This is a genomic window from Rhizobium gallicum bv. gallicum R602sp (genome assembly GCF_000816845.1).
Taxonomy (GTDB): Bacteria; Pseudomonadota; Alphaproteobacteria; order Rhizobiales; family Rhizobiaceae; genus Rhizobium; species Rhizobium gallicum.
Genome location: NZ_CP006880.1, coordinates 1,114,517 through 1,135,420, shown reverse-complemented (window position 1 = coordinate 1,135,420; position 20,904 = coordinate 1,114,517). Strand labels below are relative to the sequence as shown.

Genomic DNA, 20,904 nt, shown 5'->3' with positions numbered 1-20,904 from the left:
TCTGACGAAATCATCTAGATCAAGCGGCCCTGTCCGCGCGGGGCGCTGCCCCCCAGCCTCTGAGTAGGCCCATAAGACGATTGGCAAGAAGAGCCAGTGGCCTCAGCCACGGAACGAATAAAATAACGCGCGTAAACCAAGCTGAGATGACTGGTTTCTCGTTGAAAGCTGCCTTTAGCAGATAGCTTGCATCATCTTCCAGCCCTATCAAGGCCCGCCGCCTGGCCTCCGAGGCGAGGCTTGTCGCAAGATCCTTTGACCGCGGCCGCATCAACGCCGAAATCGGCCCATTCGCGTCCAAGGGATCGGGCCTCCCTGCCATGCGCTCTCGGGCACAATACAAGGCGAAATCTCTGCAGCTCATCGCAACTGCCAGCTTGCGCGGATCGCCGGTTACGGAATCCTTGCGCTTCCAAGCTTTGTATAAAATCTCGGGAACGACAGCCATCTCCCCGTAGTCCGTCATGCGCAGCCACAGATCGAGATCCTGCCGATATACGAAGAAAGGTCTATATCCCCCAGCCCTTTCATATACAGAGCGTCGCATAAGGACTTCGCCCTGCGAAAAAGGATTGCCGTTAAAGAGTTGTACTTTTATATCCTTATGGACGAGCGGCCGAACGGTGTAACTCCTCGAAGCTATGTCTGATACGACTTCCCGATAGCAGCCGACTGCAACGACATCAGGATACTCCTCTAAAAATCGAACCTGGCTCTGCAGGCGCATTGGATAAGATATATCGCCTGATCCCTGAACTGCGATGAATTCGCTATCCGTGCAGGCGATAGTCGAGATCATAGTCCGCGTGAACCCTACGTTGCGTTGCGTAGAAACGCGTATTTTATCCGACTTGTATTTCAAAAGTGCATGATAGGTGCCGTCTTGCGACCCATCGTCAACGAAATAGGCCTCGAAATCCTGATATGTCTGATCGCGAATTGCCGTGACGGTCTCATCGACTAAGTGAGCCCTGTTGTAGTATGGGGACACGACAACCACGCGAGGCATCAATTCCACTTTCCTGATTGAACCGAAAGATGAGCTGGTTGGAGCAATCCGTCGGGACGAACGTGACGAACTTCGCAGTCCATTAAAAAGCCGCTTCGTTCAAAAATCGTCCTTCTTATTAAATCGATCAGGCCCAGCACGTCCGAGCTCGTTGCACCGCCGAGGTTAACGATAAAGTTCCCATGACCAGGGGCAATCTGAGCTCCACCTATGCGACGTCCCCGCAAGCCAGCATCCTCGATCGCTTTTCCGGGGGGACCTACAACGTCATACATCTTGGGGTCACTGAGGAAAACGGAACCGCAGTTTGGGAGGCGAAGGGGGAATTTCTTTCGTCTCGACACCATAATTTCAATCATCCTTCTTCGCACGTCCGCCTTGTTAGCGGTGGAAAACTCAAAAGCTGCTTCCAAGAGAACCAGGTCCGGCCGCTGCAGGTTGGATTTTCTGTATGAGAATTCACATGCGTTTCGATCCAAGATGTTCACCTTGCCATCAATGTCGACGACCGTTGCACTAACAAGGTTGCTGCCGATCCCCTTTCTCTGGCTGCCACCGTTCATAACAACCAGGCCGCCCAGCGTTCCTGGAATTCCCACCGTGTGCTCCGCACCGGTCAATCCTGCACATCCGACTTTTCGCGCAAAAACAGGAGTCCAGATTCCGGCTTGAGCAACGACGTGTGTGCCGTTGATTGCAATCTGGGACATTCTTCTTCCGATCCGCAGGACCACACCTCGAAAACCTGCATCATCAAAGAGAAGGTTCGTGCCATCGCCAATCACCAAGAATGGCACTTTCTCCGCACCGAGGCACTTCAAAACCTCGCTGACCGCTCGCGCATCGAGCGGTTCAACCACGACGTCAGCCGGTCCGCCGATCTGCCATCGCCCGACGTACTTCAGCGGGACATGAGATGAAATCTCAACGTTCTTGATGTTCCCGAGAAGCGACGAAACATTCTTGCTTGATATCTTCGGAGTGTTCACAGTCAGTTCCACGGTGACCAACAGCGCCATTTCCGCCTGTCTTCATTCGGCGAGGACGTCCCCACCCAGCGATGTAACTTTCTCGATGAATCGATCGTAACCACGTTCTATTTGCCAGGCGTCGCGCACGATCGTCTCTCCGTCGGCGACGAGACCGGCCAAAGTCAGGGCGATGCCTGCGCGAAGATCACGTGCTGTAACTTCCGCCCCACGCAACTTGGTGCCGCCGCGAATGCGTAGGAGATTATCTTCGATGGAATAGTCAAGTCCCATCAAACCCATCTCTTCCGCGTAGAGGTAGCGTCCCGGAAAGCGCAGATCAATTATCTTGCTCTCACCGCGTGACATGGCACCGAACGCTGCAAAGAGAGGCTGCATGTCGGAATTTATTCCTGGATAGGCGCCCGTGCTGATCTCCACGGGATAACAGTTGCCGCCGCGAACGATTATGCTCTCTTGACCGGTATAGACACGCGCGCCGCTTTCCTTGAGGTGTATGAGGGGAACTTCCAAGTCCGATAGCGGAAAGCCATGGATCTCGACGTCGCCGTTGGTGATACACGCCCCGACCAGCCACGTTAGAGCTTCCATGTTATCGCCAATGACCCTATGTCGAACACCCGTGAGCCCTTCTCGACCTTCAATCTCGATGCGCTCCTGACCGAATAGCTTGATCTTCGAGCCCATCGTTCGAAGCATGGAGATCAGATCGATTATTTCAGGGCGGATATGCGGGTTCCAAACGGTCGTGACACCGCGGGCCAATGCGCCGCACAACAGAGCGTTCTCGGTAGCGCCGGTTGAGCGGATCGGCAAACGGATGTCGGCGCCCGTCAGGCCTTGCGGTGCATAGGCTTCGAGATTGGTGTCTGTTTCTGTAACGGTCGCACCAAGTGCTTCCAAAAGCATAACATGCAGGTCATGCTTTCGTTCACCGAGTTTGCAGCCACCCGGCAACGGCACAGAGCCTCTCCCGGTGCGAGCCGTTAGGGCACCCAATATCAAGAGTGTGTTGCGAATTGAGCGGCCCTTCCACACCAACTCCGACGGCGGGGGGACAATCTCCTCGATATAGGCCGTCTCGCCTTCGACAATGCAATGTTTTCCAAGCGCCTCCAGCATCCCAAGATGAACCTGAGCGTCCAAGAGCATCGTGGGATAGTTCGAGATCTCGATTTTGCCAGATGTCAGCAGCGAGGCTGCGAGAAGACGCAGAACACTATTCTTCGCTCCACTTACTAACACTTCCCCTTCGAGGCGGGACGCATGGACGCGATATCTCGACACTTGCCGTTCGCTGTGTGTTTGAGAAAATGGCTGATACGCTCCCAACTCAGCTTTGGTTTCAATGAGCATCTCTCAACTCCTGGTGAAGCTCTCGATATCGACTGGCTAGGATTCAACAGAGCATCAGTAAATGCGCATCAGCTGGTCGCAGGAATAACGCCGCGCTTCATGTTAGAATATTACTGACAAAAAATCTAATCTTAAAAAGCAAATCTATTTTCAACAAACCAAGAATGCGATACAATAAAATACAATCTTAAATTGACCTGCAGACGTCGCGCATCGAACTGAATATAATACTGACGGGCTATAGAAGTAACCTTTCATAGCCTGAATGCAATAGACGTTTCCGTACTACTGCGACGCGCCGTTTAACATTTATTTACTTGACGTTAAAAGAAACAACTTTCTTAGATAGAGATCGAATCCACGTCGCTCGTGCGACAACCGATGGTTCAATGGGGGACATGATGTCATCTCATCCTTGGGTGAAAAGCGGCGCAATTTCCGGCGAACGCAATGCTTCTCGCCGGGCTATTTGGGTCGCCATTGCAATGCTTGTTGCGGCCGTAACTGATACGCGATCGGAGGTTTACCAGCTGCAGCCCGGAGACGCCGTCAATTTTGATTTTCTTGACGACGCCCTACTGCCAGTTCTGTTGACAGTTGATGCAGATGGGGCTGCGCAATTTCCCTTGGTCGGCGGCGTCGAGATCGGAGGGCTCAGTGTCAACCAGGCGCTGGAAAAATTGCGGACCGAATACAAGAACCGGCAGATATTGGTCGATCCTAAAATTGCGTTGAACATAGCGACCTACAAGCCGGTTTTTGTTCTGGGCGAGGTCAAGAACCCCGGATCCTTTCCCTTTTTTCCGGGCTTGACGGTCGAACAGGCTGTCGGCCTTGCAGGTGGAACTTTGACGGCGGCGTCGAGTGCGGCTGACAAGATCATGGCCCGCGCGCGATTGCGGGGGACGATGGACGGCGCCGAGGTGGAAATCGTCCATGAGGCGATTTATGCAGCGCGGTTGGCGGCCCAGTTACGTGGGGCCGAAACCATCGATTTGCAAGACGCCCCAGAGAGCGCACGCCCCTATCTCGAAAGAACATCTCTCAAGAGCGTACTCGAAATCGAGGAGAAGATCCTGAAAACCGATCTGATCACGACACAGGCTCAAGTCCAGATTCTGACACAGGGGATTGCCGAAACAGAGGCAGGTTTGAAGATTCTCGCTCAGCTTGAAGTCGAACAAAAAGGCGTCGTCGAGATGAACGAGCGAGATCTTGAACGTGTGACCGCGCTACGCAAACGCGAACTGAATACGGAGACCGAGATCGCGCGGGTCAAGAATACGACTTCGAACGAGAAAACCCAGCTTCTGGAGATATACGCGGAGACATCCCGGTCGAGACGCGAACTCGGCAACCTCAAGCTGGAACTCGCGAAACTGCAGGCGGATCGGGAGAAAGACATATTGCTGAAGCTCCAGGAGCGCGAAACGGCGATCAAGAAGCTCGAATCCACACGCCAATCCGCCGAAGAGCAATTCTATCTCCTTGCTTCGGTAGCCGCGGACGAAAGAAATCGCGACCAGATCTCCTTCACTTACGAGGTTCGCCGCCCCAAGAGCGGGGTCAATACCGTGATCGATGGTGCGCCATTCACGGAGTTGCTTCCGGGGGATGTCGTCGCCGTCTCGATCGCGGGCATGTAACAATCCGAGGAGCGAACGTGGACCCGAGCATCAACGCCACCTCCCTATATGAACGCGGGATCGAAAACCGATGGAAATAGGCGGCGTACGCATGTTGAGCGACGTCTTCGGCAGGACGCTTGTCATCGCCCCCCATGCGGACGACGAGGTTCTCGGGGCAGGTGGTACAATTGCGCGGCTCGCTTCGGAGGGAGCCGAAGTTCGGATCGTCATCGTAACCGAGGGCAAGCCTCCGCATTACGCATCCGAGGCCGTCTCTCGCGTGAGGGAAGAGGCGCGCCGGGCGCACGCGATCCTTGGTGTCGGCAGAACCGATTGGATGGGTTTCCCCGCAGCCGGCCTGGCCGAGACGGCCGTCTCCGATTTGAACCGCTCGCTGTTCGAAATCGTTTCGGCATATTCCCCGCAAACGCTTCTCCTCCCTTTCGTCGGAGACATGCATGTCGACCATCAGATCGTCTTCACGTCTGCGCTCGTGGCGGCAAGACCTCATCAGGAACAATATCCGAGATTGATTCTGGCATATGAGACGCTCTCGGAGACGAATTGGAACGCGGCCTATGTGACGCCCAGTTTCATTCCACACGTCTTCATCGATATCGAGGAGCATCTCGAAACCAAATTGGAAGCGATGTCGGCTTTTCAATCGCAGCTCCGGCCAACCCCACATGAACGCTCTATCGAAACCTTGAGGGCGCTGGCGACGTTGCGCGGCGCAACCGTCTTCAGTCGAGCAGCGGAAGCCTTCGTGATGGTTCGTCAGGTACTGTGATGCAGGAACCAGTTTCGGGAAGCGGATATCGCGTCTAAGACGGAGGGCGAAATGGCGCAGTGGCCCGTTTTTGATGAAGAGCAGATCGAAGCGGTCGCTTCCATGCTTCGGAGCGGTCGGGTCAATGCCTGGACAGGTCCCTATGTGGCGCAATTCGAAGAAGCGTACACCGCCTTGCTCGGGGTTGAACACGCCATCGCCGTCACAAATGGAACCGCTGCTCTCGAACTCGCACTGTTCGCGCTCGGCTTGCGCGCTGGGGACGAAGTAATCGTGACGCCACGCAGTTTCGTCGCATCTGCTGCTTGCGTACCCTTTTGCGGGGGGGTGCCGGTCTTTGCAGATATCGATCAGGATAGCCAGAATATCACGACAGCCGCGATAGCAGAGAAAGTTTCGTCAAGGACCAAAGGCATCATCGCCGTCCACCTTGCAGGATGGCCATGCGACATGGCTGAGATCATGGCTTTTGCCCACGAGAGAGGTTTGTGGGTCATTGAAGATTGCGCCCAAGCGCATGGCGCCGACATTGACGGGAAGCCGGTCGGGTCGTTCGGCGATATTGCGGCCTTTTCGTTCTGCCAGGATAAGATCATCACCACCGGCGGCGAAGGCGGCCTCATTGCGATGAACGATACAGCACTTTGGAAGAAGGCATGGAGCAGAAGGGATCACGGCAAGTCATATGACGCCGTTCAGCAAAAGTCGGTTCGAAGCGGTTTTCGATGGCTTCACGAGTCCGTTGGCACCAACTTGCGGATGATGTCGTATCAGGCGGTGCTTGGCCTCTGCCAACTCGCCCGGCTAAAGGAGTGGCAAGCGGCAAGAGAAAGAAACGCGCAGATTCTTATCGCAGCGACTGCCGACCTCGACGCTCTTCGAACACCCGTGCCGCGTGAGGGCATTCGCCATGCATATTACCGCTTTTATACGTTTGTTCGTCCGGATCGACTGAAGATGGGCCATGATCGTGACGAGATTCTGGTGAAGCTGAATACCGCAGGCGTTTCCTGCTTTGCCGGAAGCTGCTCAGAGATCTACCTCGAAAAGGCATTCGCTAACCTGGCGCAACCGGCGCGAAGATTGCCTGTCGCGCAAAAACTCGGCGAAACGAGCCTGGCTCTCCTCGTCGATCCGAGTTTAACCGAAGAGGCAGTCCATCAAAATGCCAGGGCGCTGCGGGAAGCTGTCCTTGTTGCAACCGATGGCGCCAGAAATTCGGCGTAAACCAACAGTCGCCAGCAGGCTTGTTTCGGAGCGAGCTGCCTACGGTCTAGCCGGTTTCTGCCGGTAGGCGACCCGCATCATCGTGGATACCGACCAGCGATCCGTTCTTCCGAGAGCCATTCCATGAATTCGTCGAAATGGGCTGGGCCGTCAGGGTTCCTCACCGACCAGGCATCACTCACGCCGGGCTTGGCGGCAAATTTGGCCTCGACGGAGTCGGCCATTCCGTCCTGATCCTCGTCCCTATAAGGGGCTCCGGTTGCCATCGACGGAATCTGACCTGGTTCGCTCACCATCCTCCCGTCGCCCTTCTCCCCCTCCGCTCCCATAGCGTTGGCCCAGCCATGATCGAGACTGTCGCGCGGGAACGCGCCCGACCGTGTTCGCACGTCATGGTAAGCCTTTGCTGCCGGAGCGACGGCAGTTACGCTTAGGGCGCAGGGCGGACTGGAGACAAGGAAGCGCTCCGTATCGGGCGCCACCGTGACGATCGTCTTAGAAGGCGGTGCCCAGGTTACATTGCCTTCCTGATAGATCTGCGGATCTGCAACCCTTGCGGCATCTTTCGACCGAATGGCATAGGTTAGGTCGTTTGTATTCGGGCCTGCTTTGAAATAATTCCCGGCATATGCGATCGGGGTCCCCCCAGGAAACTGCGAGAAAATCTCCGCCCACTCGGACCGCGCATTGAAGAAAACGTTATTAACGATCTCAATACAGGACTGTCCGTAGTGATTGTTGTCTGGATTCCGATCATTATTCGACAGACACAGGTTCCTGAGAAATGTCAGTTTTTGCGGCGCCCGTGGATCGGATCCAAGCAACGTGCATTTGCTGTGTTTGTTGAGGCCCTCCGCAAGGATCGAATTTGCGATCGTGACCTCCGTGGCGTCGGCATGGGTACTGATGTTCTCGTCCGTCGCCCAGGAAACCGACACGTGGTCGACGTACACCCTTTGGCTATTCTCGATGACCAGCCCGTCAACGTTTTTGACAGTGTTTGGGAGCTGCGGCCGGATGCGAATATGTCGCACGATAACGTCATTCGTTCCCTTGATTCCCAGCAGCGTATTTTTTCCCTTTTTGTCAGGCCGCTCAATCGTCAAGACTATGCCGCTGCCGGGTGCCGTCTGCCCGAGGATGGAGACTGACGCATTGTCGCTTCGAACGATCAGCGTTCGCTTGAGCTTGATCGTACCGCCAATCTGGAAGACGCAGTTCCTCGGACCCGCCGCCTCGATGCACGCTCTGAGGCTTCCGGATCCGCTGTCTTCCAGATTTGTGACAGCGATGATCGCGCCGCCTCTTCCGCCTTGCGCACTCTTTCCGTAACCTTCGGCGCCAGGGAACGCATCGGATGCTGCGTTTGCAGCCTGAGCGTGGCCGACAGCCCCAAGGCTGATTAAAGTGAGTGCTAGTAGGCAGGTTGCAGCGATGAACATTGGAGCGCAGCGGCGCCCTTGCCAATGCATACCATCTCTTGCGTCCATGCCGTTCGCATCCACCATCTCACAACCCAATAACAGCTGAAAAGAGCGCCCCTCCTGCTATCGTCAGTTAGCGTTCAGCCGGACGAAGATGAACGCTTTTCGACGCGCTCTGTCGAATTGGGCAGTGCTCCAGTACAATCAATAACTAATTAGGGTGATATCAAATATCGCACCATTCGGCGATACTATTGCCAATACGGTTTACACAGGTAAATCCATGGGTTCGAGGCCAATAGTCGTAGTCTATCCGTTTGTTGGCGATAAATTCGGCGGAAGCGACATCTCAGCAATCAAGCTGATTGAAGCGCTTCAGCCCTCCGAGGTGCGGCCGGTGGTCGTGCTCCATAAGCCAAACGGAGATTTCGTAAAATATTTGGACAAGCGTCAGATTGACTATCTGACGGTCAAGGTGTCCGTCCTCAGACCTCGATATCGCGGCGCCGGAAGCGCGGCGGCAGCAGGCTACCTTTATACCGTCGCCCGATTGATCCGTTTTCTTCGCCGGCACAAGGCCGATATCGTCCACACCAACGACGGGTCGATACACGCGACATGGGGGCTTCCAACCGTGCTTTCCGGAGCGCGCCTACTATGGCACCATCGCGGCGACCCGGCGGGACGGGGCATAAACCTTCTCGCGCCGTTTATTGCCAGTCATATCGTTACCGTCTCCAACTATGCAAAGCCGACCTCACCTTTGCTCCCCATCAGCGCCCGAACCTCGGTGATCCATAGTCCTTTTGACCATCCCGAGCCCCTGCTTGACAGAGAGGAGTGTCGTCTGGATCTCGTGCGGGAGCTCGGACTGGATGAGAAAACACGCCTCATTGGATTTTTTGGCACACTCATCGATCGCAAGCGGCCAATCCGCTTTGTCGAAGCCATACACGCGTTTTGCGCGCAGCATCCTGAACTGACGGTCGCAGGCTTGTTGTTTGGCTCGCCCGAGCATTGCGGCGAGCGACTTGATGTCGAGGTGGCGGCGCGTGCGCGCGAGTTGGGGATAGAAAAGGCCATTCACCTGATGGGTTTCCGCTCGTCGATCAACCGTCTGATGTGCGCTATGGATATTCTACTTGTACCCGCAATAAACGAACCGTTCGGAAGAACCCTCATCGAAGCGATGCTGGTCGGGACGCCGGTCGTCGCGACGAACCACGGTGGAAATCCCGAAGCAATCGTCGATGGAGAGACCGGCTATCTCGTCGAGCCGGAAGTGCCGAGCGCTTTTGTGCCGCCGATGGCCAAGCTCTTAAAGGATCCGTCTGAATGGCAGCGCGTGAGCGCAAACGCGCAAAAATCTGCTTTGGCACATTACGGAATTCGCCCTCATACAGAAAAAATAATGCATATCTATCGCGAGCTTGCCGGCAGAACCGCATGATCAAATGCTTTGGTCAGCATAGGTGGGGACTGAATTGCCAATCTGCGGCAAAGCGCGCCGTCCCCAACGGGGCCGCCGCCGGCCACTTGATCCCCGATTTCAAGGGATTTCGAGCCCTCGCGCGGCCGAGGGCTGTTTTCGGATGGCGGGCCGCTTAAACGCAATCGTCGCGCCCGCGCTTTCTTTTGTCCAATCTCCTCTGCCCATAAAATATTGTAGGATGCGCTGACCTGCGACCTTCTCGGATGAGAGGATGGATTTGGTTTTCAGTTTTTCAACTATCCGGCTTCTCATGTGGAAGCTCATTCATGCGGTTTCTTTCTGACGAAACCGTGCTTTGACTTGCGCCCACAGCCCGGATTTCGCCAGCGCTGCCTTGCCGGCTTCAGGCTTCGCGCCTTGGTTGAGAACGCCTCCAAGGATGAAAGGTTGGTTGACCGAGAGGCGGTTCAACGCATTGACCAGCTTTCGTTCCGTTGTGCGTCCCGCCGAGACGACCACGATGATGGAATCCACATGGGCGGCGAGCCAAACGGCCCCTTCCTCGTTCTCTAAATTAGGCGCGTCGATGATGACCAGATCATACATTTTGCGCAAATAAGAGCAAAGTGGTCCTGAATCGTCGGCAGTGAAGCTTGCGAAGACGACGTCAAGCCTGGGATGGGCCGGCGAAGTCATGCTGGAGATGCATAAATCGGGCGGATCTGCGATCTTTGGCACCAGGCCAGGCGTGGCTATGCCAAGAAGCGCGCCCGCACCTTTCGCTGATGAGTCAAAGTCAACCAGAACCGTGCGAAGATTGCTCGTTGCCGCCGCGGCGGCCATGCCGAGGGCGAGCGCGGTCTTGCCCTCACCAGGCGAGGGTGAACAAAACATCACGATCTTTCCACCAATCGAGCGTTCGATTGTTCGCCACCCAAGACACAAATTTCGCATTGCCTTTCCGAAGGGCGAGGATGGATTGTCGACGGCAAATTCGAATGAGCTGGAACCGTGCCGGAAATGCCGGGTCAGGCGCGGAACGGTCACCAGGTTCGGCCGGCCCAGAATGTCTTCCAGGTCGTTCGAGCGATACAGGCGATCGTCGAGCACATCGACAATGATGACCGTCAGGACCGCGAGGATGAGAGAACCCATCGACCCCGACACGACGACGAGAGCCGGCTTCGGAAACGTCGGGCTCGTCGGCACCTCCGCATAGGACGCGACACTTGCTGACGCTTTGTGCTCGCCCCGCTCGGGATCTAGATCCCCTAGTCGAAGCACGACCTGATCATAACGCTTTTGTTCGGCCAGCAAATCCCTCTCAAGTTCGCGTCTACGGATTTCCGCAAGACTGCGCCCTTGTATCTGTTTCTGGAGCATCGCTACATCGGTACTAAATTTGGCAGCACGGCCGGCCGCGACCTCTGCGCTATTTGCCAATTCCTGGACAATTCGTTCTGCTTCGTCCGTCATCATCCGTCGATTGGCTTCGAGTTCGGCATCGGCATCGGCGACCAACGGATGGTTCTTGGCGAATTTAGAGCTAAGCTGTGCCTTCAGTCGTTCCAGGCGTGACTGCTCGGTGCGAAGACGATCCAGCGGCTCTGACGCGACCACACGTACAACGGATGATACATCGCCCGACGCAATCAGTGCTTTGGCCTCGAGATACTTCGACCGCGCGGCGGTCTCGTCAGTACTTGCCACTGTAAATTGCTCATTCAGAAGCTCCAACCGTGACCTGAGAATGTCATCCTTCGGATCGAAAGTGAGATCGCGATTGGCCGAAAACGCGGCTATCTCGCGTTCCATTGCCGCTATGCGGCTGCCAAGCTCCCTCGCCTGACCTCGAAGATAGTCGATCGTGTTCTTCGTTGCTTCGTCCGTGAGTTTGGCAGTCCAATCAACATAATGTTGAGCAATGGCGTCGGCGATCGCCGCTGCCTTCAGCGCCCTTGTCTGCCGCACCTGGATCGTCATCGCAAGGCTTTCACCGTTGCGGTCGACGGTGAAGGAACCGAGCAACGCCGATATAGCCCTGTCGCGTTGAACGCTCTTTGAAACCAGCCGGCTGCGAACCGTGTCGGGATTCTGCTTCGGGGCGAAGAATTTGGTCGTAGCAGAAACGAGAAGGCTGATACCTCCTTCATTTTCGTCGTCACGACGCGGAAGGTAAGTATTGTAGTCGGGGTCGCTCACCAAGTCGAGCGCGTCCACAACCGTGCCCACGAACACCCGCGATTTGATTACGTCCAGTTCCGTTTCCATTACGGACTTGTCCCGCTCCTGTTTGCGGAGTTCCTCGACGGCCTCATAGGGACGGGCATCGTTCCGATCGAAAACAATGGCAGACGAAGCGACATAGACCCTTGTCATAAAGCCGGCGGTCAAGGCTGTGAGAATCAGCCCGCCCACAAGGACCGACCCAAAGGACCATAGGTGCCTGCGCACCAATTCCAGCAGATCGACAATTCCATAGCCTGAACGCGGGCGGAGCAGGCGCCGCTGATAAGTGATGCTGTGATGTCTGCCCGCAGGCGATGGAACGAGCCCATGTGGTGTTATTTTCACCCTCTCCAAGAGATGACCCTCCTCGTTGCATCGAGCTGTTGGTTGATCGCGTCGGCCTCCCGCCCACAGGCTCCTGCAGCCTCTCGGCCCGCATGGTCATGATTTGAGAGACCCATGCGATCGATAAGTATTTCGTTGATTGAGTGGACATTGAACCTGGTGCAGGCCAGTTCGCGCGAACGCCGACCCATCTCAGCAGCCAGCCGTAGCCCGTCGGCAAGCGGCCACATGGCGCTCAACAGGCTGTCTGCGCTTCGCGGCATGACAAGATAGCCGTTCTCCCCAGGTTCGATGGTTTCCCGGCAACCCGGCAGGTCCGTTGTAATAATCGCGCGCCCGACTGCCATCGCTTCCAGGATGCTGCGGGGTATTCCCTCTCGGTAATAGGAGGGGAGGACGAATATGTTGCAATTCGCGAGGAAGGGGCGGACATCCTTTGTCTCGCCAAGATAATCCACGATCCCTTCTTCGATCCACTCTTGAACCTGCAGCCGCGATATCGCCCCTGGATTGGGATCAAACGGTCCGAGAAGTTGGAATTCGGCATTCGGCCGCTGCCGCTTCAAGCGGCGCGCCGCCTCCACATACTCGAAGACGCCCTTGTCTTTGATCAGCCGGGCCACCAGGAGAAAGACAGGCTTTTCCAATGGGGCGGGTGCGAAGGCGAAGTGATCGACATCCACGCCGGAGCCGGCAACACGATGAATAACGGAAACGTCGTGGACCAATGAATTTTCAATGATGTCCGAGCGATCTGCATCATTGTAGACAAAAACCGTCCTCGCTCCCGCCATCGCCAGCCGATAAAGCCGAACGCACAGTCGTTTGATCCAACGGCCCTTTAGCGTCCTGAGGCTCGCTTCTGAAAAAACATGCCCCAGACCGGTTACGAGAAAACAACGCCCCGGAACACCCGCTGAGCGGGCTGCGATTCCGCCGTAGACGATCGGTTTCATCGTATAGGGGACCACGACGTCGGGCCTTATCTTCTTTATAAGTCGCCGGATCTGGAGGAACGTCGCAATGTCCCTGACCGGGCTCAAGCTGGCGCGGGCCATCGGGATTGTGGCGAACTCAACCCCGATCTTGGAAAGATCGGCCTTCACCTCCGCGTCGTCTTCAGGACCTGCAGCTACTACGACATGGCCGGCGCGCACCATGGATTTCAGAAGTTCCAAACGGAAATTCGTCAACGAACGGCTATAGCTGGACAGCACCAGAATGCGCTGGCTTCGTTCCTGCTGCCGCCAAAGCAAGCGATCCAATGGAGTGCTATCCGTTGGTGCCGCATCTACATTCAACACAGTTCTCTCCAGACGAGATCCAATAGACTAATTTCGTGGGAGCGACCGGCGCCTGCCGCTGATTGGGTTTCATTGCAGCCGTGATGGGCTGATCCACCCAGACACCTCAGCATTTCCTCCATCAGTCTCAGCCACAAGAGCTGCAAGTAAGTTGTCCGGGAGACCCACGTCATCATGATCCTCGCCCTCTTCGCGAGTTCCATCATGCACTGGAGCCAGTGCCGCTCCGGCGAATGCGGGACGCTGCCACGCATAACCTGGGACAAGGCTGCTGATGAGGGCGAGCACCATGGATGCATCACCCAATTCAGCGAAGCGCTCCAGCCTGGCGAACGTCGTGCGAAGCTTGGAAAGGGGCACGGGCCTGGGAATTGCGCCGAAAACCCCCGGAACAGGTGACGGAACCGGAGTATCATTCATATCGAAAAGCTCCTCGTAGCACTTTTCGCCGGGACGCAGCCCGATGACCTTGATCGCTATATCCTTGTCGGGGACAAGACCTGCAAGCCTGATCATCCTGCGTGCGATGTCCATGATCTTCACCGGCTTTCCCATATCCAGAACGAAGATCTCACCTTTTCCGATGTCGCCCTCGAGCCCGTAAGCGGAGGCCTGTAGGGTAAGTTCCACGGCTTCCCGAATGGTCATAAAAAACCGCGTCATGTCCGGATCGGTCACGGTCAACGGTCCACCGCTGGCGATCTGTCTCTTGAACAACGGGATGAGGGAGCCGCTCGAGCCAAGAACGTTGCCGAACCGCACGGTCATGTAACGTGGCCCGCTTCCCCGCTCCACTCCTTCGAGGTCCAGCGCCTGACAATAGAGCTCCGCGAGGCGTTTCGTCCCTCCCATGACGCTTGTCGGATTGACCACCTTATCGGTAGAGATCTGAACCATCGCAAGGGCGCCGATCTGCCTGGCGGCATTGGCGACGTTCATCGTGCCGATCACGTTTGTGAGCGCGCCTTCACACGGATTGATCTCCACCATCGGGACGTGCTTGAGCGCTGCCGCATGGAAAACCAGCTCCGGCCTATATTCTTCGAAAACGTCGTTGACACGATTGGCCCGCCGAACATTGCAGAGACAGGTTGCGCGGGGCAACGTCGCGAAGCGTTCCGCGAGCTCAAGGTCAATTGTGTAAAGATTGAACTCGCAGTTCTCGACGAGAACGAGCTGCGACGGCTCACAGGCAGCGATCTGGAGCGTGAGCTCGGAGCCGATCGAGCCGCCGGCACCAGTGATGAGAACGCGGCGCCCCTTTATGAGCCGCAAAATGGCATCCCTGTCCAAAGCGGCCTGCGGCCGCTCCAACAGATCCGTCAGCTCGATCGACTTGAGTTCAAATCGGTTTTCCCGCTTGGCATTCTTCAGCTCGGTCATCTGGGATAAACGGGAAACGGTGATGCCGAGCGCTTCGGCCTGCCTGATGAGCTTTTCGCAGACCTCCTCACCGAATACGGAAGGCGCCTCGGTGAAGACAAGGTGCCGCGGGAAGGAATTGGCGAGGCGTAGTTCCCTTACAACCCTCTCAAAATCCGTCAGGGCACCCAAAATCGGCACGCCGTGCATCATTATCCCTTCGCAGGCGCCTGTCGGCTCGATGATGGCAACCGGACGATGGAAGCAGCTGCGGTCGCGGCTCACAGCGCGCAGATAGAGATCCGCAGCATCTCCCGCACCAACCAGCAGCGTCGGTATCTTTTGCTCCCGCTCGGGCGCTTGCTTCAGCCATCCAGCGTTATCCGGCAGGGACAATTCGTTAATGCGAAAGGTCAGCCGCGACGCCGAAAGGAACAGTGAGAGCAGGAGCGCCTCGAGAAGCAAGGCTGCGCGCGGGATATCTTCCAGCCTTGTTATGAAGAATAGCACGCAGACCAAAAGGGCCGTGGTTATGAGGACTGCCCGTAGGATTGTCCAGAGATCGGAGATCGAACCGTACCGCCAATTGCGGCTATAAAGGCCGGCCATGGGAAAGACCACGATGCAAATCGCAAGATACTGCGGACCCGCAAATAACAGCGTTTCGATCAGCTCCGGACTTGCCTGAACCTGCTCCAGTCCATAGCGCGCGACGAACGCGAAGCTCAGGGCGAAGCATGCGGACACGAGGTCGGTCGCAAACAGCAAGGGTGCCTGCCGAACCTTGCGAAGGTGAGAACGGGCTGTCTTTTTTGATAGAAGAACCGCCGCGCTGACCACAGAATCGGCATAGCCAACCGCGGCCTTCCAAGCCGCCAACACCTCGTCCTGTCTAGCACCCATCTCCCGCCGGTGAGCAGAGATGACTTTGTCACCCCGAGCCATGCATGCATCCCCCGTACAACTGCAACGCGCGCCGTTGTCGCGACGCGAATAGCAAGATAAACTCCGATGCCTTGCGAATCCCGGCTTTAGCCGGTAAAACATAAGCGTACCGTGACGTTTCCGTGACAGTTTTAATCAAGTCTTCTGTTTGTTCTAGGACGGTACATCAGCAATTTTTTTTGTAAAGCCACATTATATTAAAGCTAAATGATATTAATACTTTAATATACTGATTAATCATTTAGTTTTATATACATAAGCGATAATATTATATTCGCAATCCCAAGGCGAATTCAATTAAAACGTGTTTTTCAATTCGTGGGCGGCTACTCTTTCCCCTCTATCGCGAGTAAACGCCCGGACACTCTCGGAACGTTTAATCGCGCCGCAATTTCCGATTGCTTCTTATTGAGTTTCTCGTTTGAAGACTCACGTTCTCTGGACGTTGTAACACTTATGATGTGTGCGGATATAATGCGCGCTGGCGGCTCAGAGACAACCCTGCGGACTTGGCGGTATCAGCGCATTATAAGTCACGCTTGGCGTGAAAAGAAAGGCGGCCTTCAAGCAGACTTTCACGCTGCAACAGTTGCAGCCAAATGTTATGCCATTCTAGCGGACGCGAGCAAGCGATCGTACCCTTTTTGCAGGAAGTACGCCGCGATAGCGGTTGTCGGAATCCCCACCGCGACAATTAGGATCAATGGATCAAGCTCAATTGCAGCCGAAAGTGCTTCCAAGATCCTGTATACGGGACGGTGCAGAAGATAGGCGAAGAAGCTGGCATAGGCCGCCCGCTCAATCCACATTGTCGCCGTATCCGAAAGGTCGTTAAGCCGCCGGGTGGCTAAGCAAAACGCGGAGACCGAGGCGAGCACAGCCCAAGGCAAAAGGACAATATCTGTCCCATCGATCGGCACAGAAAGCGTGGCGATACAAGCGATTGCGGTCACAAGCACTACCGGCCAGACCGCTTTGGGCGGAGCCGATCCAGACAAAACAATTCCAGCCACGAAGCAGGGGAAGTAGATCATCAAACGATTGTCCAGGCGCTCCCAGAGCCAGTCGACAGCCAGCAATCCCAATAGGATTATGACCGTTACAATCAACAACAACGTCAGCGATCTCCGTTTGATCCAGAGCAGCACTGGTGCACACAGGTAGAAGAGCATAATCATATTGATGAACCATAGCGTAACCGCTGCCGGTTCATCCAACATAGCCACCAGGAAGACGCCTTTAATCAGCGCAAGATGATCTCCGATATTCATCACGAGGAATATCAGGCTAGCTCCAACGAATGGTACGTAAATCCTCCAAAAGCGTCGCCTATAGAAGTCGAAAAGATCGCGGCCGCGGCCTCCTTGTAGGTAGCCAGATAGAAGCACAAAAAGCGCCAAAGCGGCGACCGTCACCATCAAGGTCACGGCGTTCTTGCCTACTTCCCTGATTGGCGAATATCCTATCGGATGCCAGACGCCAACGATCCAAAGGACGCTGACTGCCCTTAAGAGGTCAACGGTCGTGTTGCGCGCTGGTATTGCTGCAACCAGCCCCAAGTCGTTCTGATTGCCGTGTTGCATTATCCAAATTAACCCCCGGCGCACATTAGAAATTCATCGGCGTCGCGGCCCATTGTGTCAAGGTGGCCGAGATATAAATTCGTTGACGTGATTTGATGCTCACTTGGTGAAAGGCCGGACCATGCTGCCGAAGCCGGAAAGCTCTCGTCACACCGGAGTACGAAGCGCAAGAGCTGCAAGATCCGAGCACGACCTGGGATCATTTGGTGTCCGGGTAGCAGTGGCACATCTTTCCTGAGCCGCGTCTTCAATGGAGGATCATAGCTGACCCCTACCGTTGCCTCCAGCCACGGCAGGCTCGCGGCTACGAAGTCAAACAGGGCGCGAACAGGCTGTCCAAAAGACTGCAGCTGAAAGGAAATACCGCGACCCGCCCACTTGCATATTAGCAATCTATAAATAATATGGTCCTGTTCTCTCGGGAACGTTTGTCTGCAGCGGCCTGCGATATACAGAATGTGACCCCATTCGCCAGCACGCTCGGCCTGAATAGGAGCAGATGATGAAGGCCGCGTTTAAGTCTGTTGCCGGATATGCTTTGCGACCATCATTGTGGCCGACCATCCCATCGCTGGTTTCCCGTACGCTGTTTCCCGCTGAAGGTGAGGCAACTGGCCACCTCGCGAAAGCTCGTTGTGCAACAGAGGCAATTGAATGTGATCGCCTTCCTTCTGTCATGTCCGGATTTGTTTGGACCCCGTTCGAGGACGCGCAGCCTGAACTGGCGCGCCTAATAGCTAAGGCCCGAAGTGTCGCCCCCCAATACATTGGGGGTGGGGCCGATATGTCCTTCCTTTATAGCATGGCTGAATCGTTGAACGCCAAGCAAGTTGTTGAAACGGGAGTCGCCCTGGGTGATTCCAGTCTCGCTATTCTTGCGAGCGTTTCCAAACGAAGCGGGGGAAAGCTTATCAGCGTTGATAGACCCTACCTGCGTTTTGGAAGCGAAAAACATGTTGGGGCAGCGGTTCCTCCATACCTTCGCATTTATTGGGAACTTATCCGAGAAGCCGACCGCAGCGGGATAGGCAAGGCACTAGGGCGCTTGTATCCGTTGGATATGTGTCACTACGACAGTGATAAAAGCTATTCAGGAAGAATGTTTGGCTACAGCCGCCTTTGGCAGGCTCTGAGGCCTGGTGGTGTTTTTATCTCCGATGACATTCAAGACAATCTCGCTTTCTTCCATTTCTCAGAAACTGTTCAGCATAAATACTTCGTTGTAAAAAGCAGGAATAAGTATATTGGCGTCATGGTAAAAGGAACCACTGACAGGTGATCTGTTGACGATACCTGGGGACAAATGGACATTCACCTTTACCTGCGAGCACAATAAATGCTCGGCAGCTTGACCGGGCGTTCTTCGTCGATCTTCAAACGAGCTTTACTTTGGTCCCTTACGGAGCGTATCGCGACTGCTCGCAGCAAGAACGGCCGCAGCAAGGCGTTTCTCGTTCCGTCTTTCGCCGAAAATCATAACCAAAACGGTCTTAGCGATTATCTCGGCATCCATTAGGCATGTGCGGTTCTCGATATACCAGATATCCAGATCAACCTTTTCATCGTCAGTGAGCTTGGTGTTCCCATTTACCTGTGCCCAGCCGGTTAGTCCGGGCCTCACTGAACACCGCAAGATCCCGCGCTCGCCAAGGGCATGTATTTTTTCCAACAGTATCGGCCTTGGCCCTATGACGCTCATGTCACCAATGACGATACTCCACAATTCGGGCAGTTCATCCAGCCGGGAACGTCGCAACAGCCCGCCGAATTTTCCAGTGCGTTCGTCGTCGCTCAAGAGCTTCCCATCAGGATCCACAGCGGTGGTCATTGACCGGAACTTCTTCATCCTGAATGGTCGACGCTCTTTGCCAGCTCTCTCCTGGCTGAACATGATGGGAGAACCGAGAACGATTCTTACAGCAATAGCCAAGATGATAAGGACTGGCAGTGCCAATAGTCCTGCGGTAACGGAAAACAGCACATCGAACAGCCGTTTCAACATCGCCAGCCACCTCGAAGCGTCGAAACCGTTACACATGAGGTTCCAACTCATATCCAATACCGGGCTTTCGGGCATTGAAAGACGTCTGACAAATATTGCTTAAAAATAGCAAGCTTGCCAATAAAGAACGACGGAGTTCGCCTCAACCCGATTATGCGGTCTTACGGAGCGATGTTATTTTCTCTTTTAACTGCTGCCTTGCATTGGTTCAGAAAATAATCGTATTTTCGTACTATTACGCCCAAGTCGTACTCTTCTTCGATGCGCCGTCGTGCCGCCCCCGCATATTCAGCATATCGAGCAGTTCCACCGTCAAGAAGAGTTCGTATCGCCGCGGCCAGCGCGTCCGGATCCTGGGAGGGAACTGCCAGGCCGCCGTCGCCGATGATACTTGCAGCGTCACCCACATCAGTCGTAACAACAGGTAGCGCATAGCTCATCGCCTCCGCCAGGACGTTTGGAAAGCCTTCTGTTCTCGAAGACAGCGCGAGAATGTCGATCGATCGATAGAAAGCTGCCATGTCCTCGACTTCGTCCAAGAGCTGGACATTTTCTGGCGCCAAGCCTGCGGACAAGATCATCTGTGAGACGGCTGGATTGCTCCAGGACAGGCCACTTCCCGCAGCCACGAATGTCAGTCCCTCATGCGTTTGAAGAAGGCGAGCCGCGGCCCTGAAGAATGTCGGGTAATCCTTCTGCGGATGGAAGCGCGCTGCAATCCCGATCCGCTTGGCCGATCGAGGTTGAGGGGTCACGGATTGCGGCAGCTCAAAGCCGTTCGGTATGACCACGGCATTGTGCGTTCGATAACCAGCCGCCGCATGCATTTTGAGCGCCCTCGCTGAATTGAAGACGAAACCCGCCGGATGCCAGGATAGCCACTTTGCCAAAGTCACAGCGGCGCGTGAACTCCGGGTCAAAGACGTCCAATCGTCCAACGACTGACGCACGTTCCAGATCACTGCAGTGCTGCGATGTGCCAGCAAGGCCGCGACCGTGCCAACAATCATCGCATGATACATCCAGCACAATATGACGGGTGGCCTCTCCTGCCTGATGAGTTTGGCAAGTTTCAGCGAGGCGTGTGCGAGAGACGTCAATTTTGTGGCTTCGAGCGATACGTACTCCACACGGGGATTGCTCGAAATCTTAAGATTTCGCTCCGAAATCCCCATGAGCGAAACAACCACTATACGCTGGTCGACTGAGGCATGCAGCAGCCGTGCCAGCATTGTCTCAGCGCCCGCATGCGCTGTGAAATTGGTAATGACATGCATGA

15 protein-coding genes are annotated in these 20,904 nt (G+C 55.3%); 5 read left to right on the top strand and 10 right to left on the bottom strand.

The genetic code is table 11. The annotated features are described in order from the left end of the window. Window positions 1-19 precede the first annotated feature (19 nt). Genes RGR602_RS28530 through RGR602_RS28520 form a run of 3 tightly spaced genes read right to left on the bottom strand, consistent with a single transcriptional unit; the run spans window position 20 to window position 3,354 of the window. On the bottom strand, window positions 20-1,009 hold the full coding sequence (locus RGR602_RS28530; RefSeq protein WP_052451786.1) for a glycosyltransferase family 2 protein: 990 nt from the start codon (window positions 1,007-1,009) through the stop codon (window positions 20-22). Further along, window positions 1,009-2,028 (bottom strand): UDP-N-acetylmuramate dehydrogenase, encoded by a 1,020-nt coding sequence (murB, locus tag RGR602_RS28525; protein ID WP_052451785.1) that lies wholly within the window; start codon window positions 2,026-2,028, stop codon window positions 1,009-1,011. The genes RGR602_RS28530 and murB overlap by 1 nt, the downstream gene beginning before the upstream one ends. Window positions 2,029-2,040: 12 nt before the next feature. Beyond that, window positions 2,041-3,354, bottom strand: a complete 1,314-nt coding sequence (locus RGR602_RS28520) for a UDP-N-acetylglucosamine 1-carboxyvinyltransferase (protein ID WP_082046716.1) — start codon at window positions 3,352-3,354, stop codon at window positions 2,041-2,043. Between the two features lie 401 nt (window positions 3,355-3,755). Here RGR602_RS28520 and RGR602_RS28515 point away from each other — a divergent pair, with 401 nt between their 5' ends. The 3 genes from RGR602_RS28515 to RGR602_RS28505 all read left to right on the top strand — a co-directional run bounded on the left by RGR602_RS28515 (window position 3,756) and on the right by RGR602_RS28505 (window position 6,999). After that, window positions 3,756-5,000, top strand: a complete 1,245-nt coding sequence (locus RGR602_RS28515; protein WP_040116553.1) for a polysaccharide biosynthesis/export family protein — start codon at window positions 3,756-3,758, stop codon at window positions 4,998-5,000. Between the two features lie 70 nt (window positions 5,001-5,070). After that, window positions 5,071-5,772, top strand: coding sequence for a PIG-L deacetylase family protein (locus tag RGR602_RS28510; protein ID WP_210263486.1), 702 nt, complete (start codon window positions 5,071-5,073; stop codon window positions 5,770-5,772). Between the two features lie 51 nt (window positions 5,773-5,823). Then, entirely contained in the window at window positions 5,824-6,999 is a 1,176-nt protein-coding gene (locus tag RGR602_RS28505; protein WP_040115393.1) for a DegT/DnrJ/EryC1/StrS family aminotransferase, read from the top strand. Window positions 7,000-7,076: 77 nt separating this feature from the next. On the opposite strand, the gene RGR602_RS28500 is transcribed toward RGR602_RS28505, so the two are convergent. Beyond that, complete coding sequence (locus RGR602_RS28500; RefSeq protein ID WP_203226241.1) at window positions 7,077-8,105, bottom strand: pectate lyase family protein; 1,029 nt, start codon at window positions 8,103-8,105, stop codon at window positions 7,077-7,079. 538 nt (window positions 8,106-8,643) lie between these two features. Between RGR602_RS28500 and RGR602_RS28495 the strand changes: the two genes are divergently transcribed. Next, window positions 8,644-9,873 (top strand): glycosyltransferase family 4 protein, encoded by a 1,230-nt coding sequence (locus tag RGR602_RS28495; protein WP_170250948.1) that lies wholly within the window; start codon window positions 8,644-8,646, stop codon window positions 9,871-9,873. A 306-nt stretch (window positions 9,874-10,179) separates the two neighbouring features. Here RGR602_RS28495 and RGR602_RS28485 read toward each other — a convergent pair whose 3' ends face one another. The 4 genes from RGR602_RS28485 to RGR602_RS28470 all read right to left on the bottom strand — a co-directional run bounded on the left by RGR602_RS28485 (window position 10,180) and on the right by RGR602_RS28470 (window position 17,623). Then, window positions 10,180-12,126 carry a GumC family protein gene (locus RGR602_RS28485; RefSeq protein WP_203226240.1) on the bottom strand — a complete coding sequence of 649 codons (1,947 nt, stop codon included), beginning with the start codon at window positions 12,124-12,126 and terminating at the stop codon, window positions 10,180-10,182. Window positions 12,127-12,425: 299 nt separating this feature from the next. Further along, on the bottom strand, window positions 12,426-13,694 hold the full coding sequence (locus RGR602_RS28480; protein WP_063856021.1) for a glycosyltransferase family 4 protein: 1,269 nt from the start codon (window positions 13,692-13,694) through the stop codon (window positions 12,426-12,428). Window positions 13,695-13,802: 108 nt separating this feature from the next. Then, a complete protein-coding gene (locus RGR602_RS28475; RefSeq protein WP_082046713.1) occupies window positions 13,803-15,998 on the bottom strand; it encodes a polysaccharide biosynthesis protein in 2,196 nt (731 codons plus the stop codon). 644 nt (window positions 15,999-16,642) lie between these two features. Continuing rightward, a complete protein-coding gene (locus tag RGR602_RS28470; RefSeq protein WP_040115389.1) occupies window positions 16,643-17,623 on the bottom strand; it encodes an acyltransferase family protein in 981 nt (326 codons plus the stop codon). A gap of 502 nt (window positions 17,624-18,125) precedes the next feature. Between RGR602_RS28470 and RGR602_RS28465 the strand changes: the two genes are divergently transcribed. Next, complete coding sequence (locus RGR602_RS28465; RefSeq protein ID WP_166677424.1) at window positions 18,126-18,902, top strand: class I SAM-dependent methyltransferase; 777 nt, start codon at window positions 18,126-18,128, stop codon at window positions 18,900-18,902. A gap of 105 nt (window positions 18,903-19,007) precedes the next feature. On the opposite strand, the gene RGR602_RS28460 is transcribed toward RGR602_RS28465, so the two are convergent. After that, window positions 19,008-19,625, bottom strand: a complete 618-nt coding sequence (locus RGR602_RS28460; protein WP_040116547.1) for a sugar transferase — start codon at window positions 19,623-19,625, stop codon at window positions 19,008-19,010. Between the two features lie 161 nt (window positions 19,626-19,786). Then, window positions 19,787-20,902 carry a glycosyltransferase gene (locus tag RGR602_RS28455; protein ID WP_082046767.1) on the bottom strand — a complete coding sequence of 372 codons (1,116 nt, stop codon included), beginning with the start codon at window positions 20,900-20,902 and terminating at the stop codon, window positions 19,787-19,789. Window positions 20,903-20,904 lie beyond the last annotated feature (2 nt).

Bases quoted from the DNA above. Each gene is read 5' to 3' on its own strand.
- RGR602_RS28510 (WP_210263486.1), top strand. From the start codon at position 5,071: ATGGAAATAGGCGGCGTACGCATGTTGAGCGACGTCTTCGGCAGGACG.
- murB (WP_052451785.1), bottom strand. From the start codon at position 2,028: ATGGCGCTGTTGGTCACCGTGGAACTGACTGTGAACACTCCGAAGATA.
- RGR602_RS28465 (WP_166677424.1), top strand. From the start codon at position 18,126: ATGAAGGCCGCGTTTAAGTCTGTTGCCGGATATGCTTTGCGACCATCA.
- RGR602_RS28485 (WP_203226240.1), bottom strand. From the start codon at position 12,126: ATGGAAACGGAACTGGACGTAATCAAATCGCGGGTGTTCGTGGGCACG.
- RGR602_RS28530 (WP_052451786.1), bottom strand. From the start codon at position 1,009: ATGCCTCGCGTGGTTGTCGTGTCCCCATACTACAACAGGGCTCACTTA.
- RGR602_RS28475 (WP_082046713.1), bottom strand. From the start codon at position 15,998: ATGGGTGCTAGACAGGACGAGGTGTTGGCGGCTTGGAAGGCCGCGGTT.
- RGR602_RS28505 (WP_040115393.1), top strand. From the start codon at position 5,824: ATGGCGCAGTGGCCCGTTTTTGATGAAGAGCAGATCGAAGCGGTCGCT.
- RGR602_RS28470 (WP_040115389.1), bottom strand. From the start codon at position 17,623: ATGCAACACGGCAATCAGAACGACTTGGGGCTGGTTGCAGCAATACCA.
- RGR602_RS28520 (WP_082046716.1), bottom strand. From the start codon at position 3,354: ATGCTCATTGAAACCAAAGCTGAGTTGGGAGCGTATCAGCCATTTTCT.
- RGR602_RS28515 (WP_040116553.1), top strand. From the start codon at position 3,756: ATGTCATCTCATCCTTGGGTGAAAAGCGGCGCAATTTCCGGCGAACGC.
- RGR602_RS28460 (WP_040116547.1), bottom strand. From the start codon at position 19,625: ATGTTGAAACGGCTGTTCGATGTGCTGTTTTCCGTTACCGCAGGACTA.
- RGR602_RS28455 (WP_082046767.1), bottom strand. From the start codon at position 20,902: ATGCATGTCATTACCAATTTCACAGCGCATGCGGGCGCTGAGACAATG.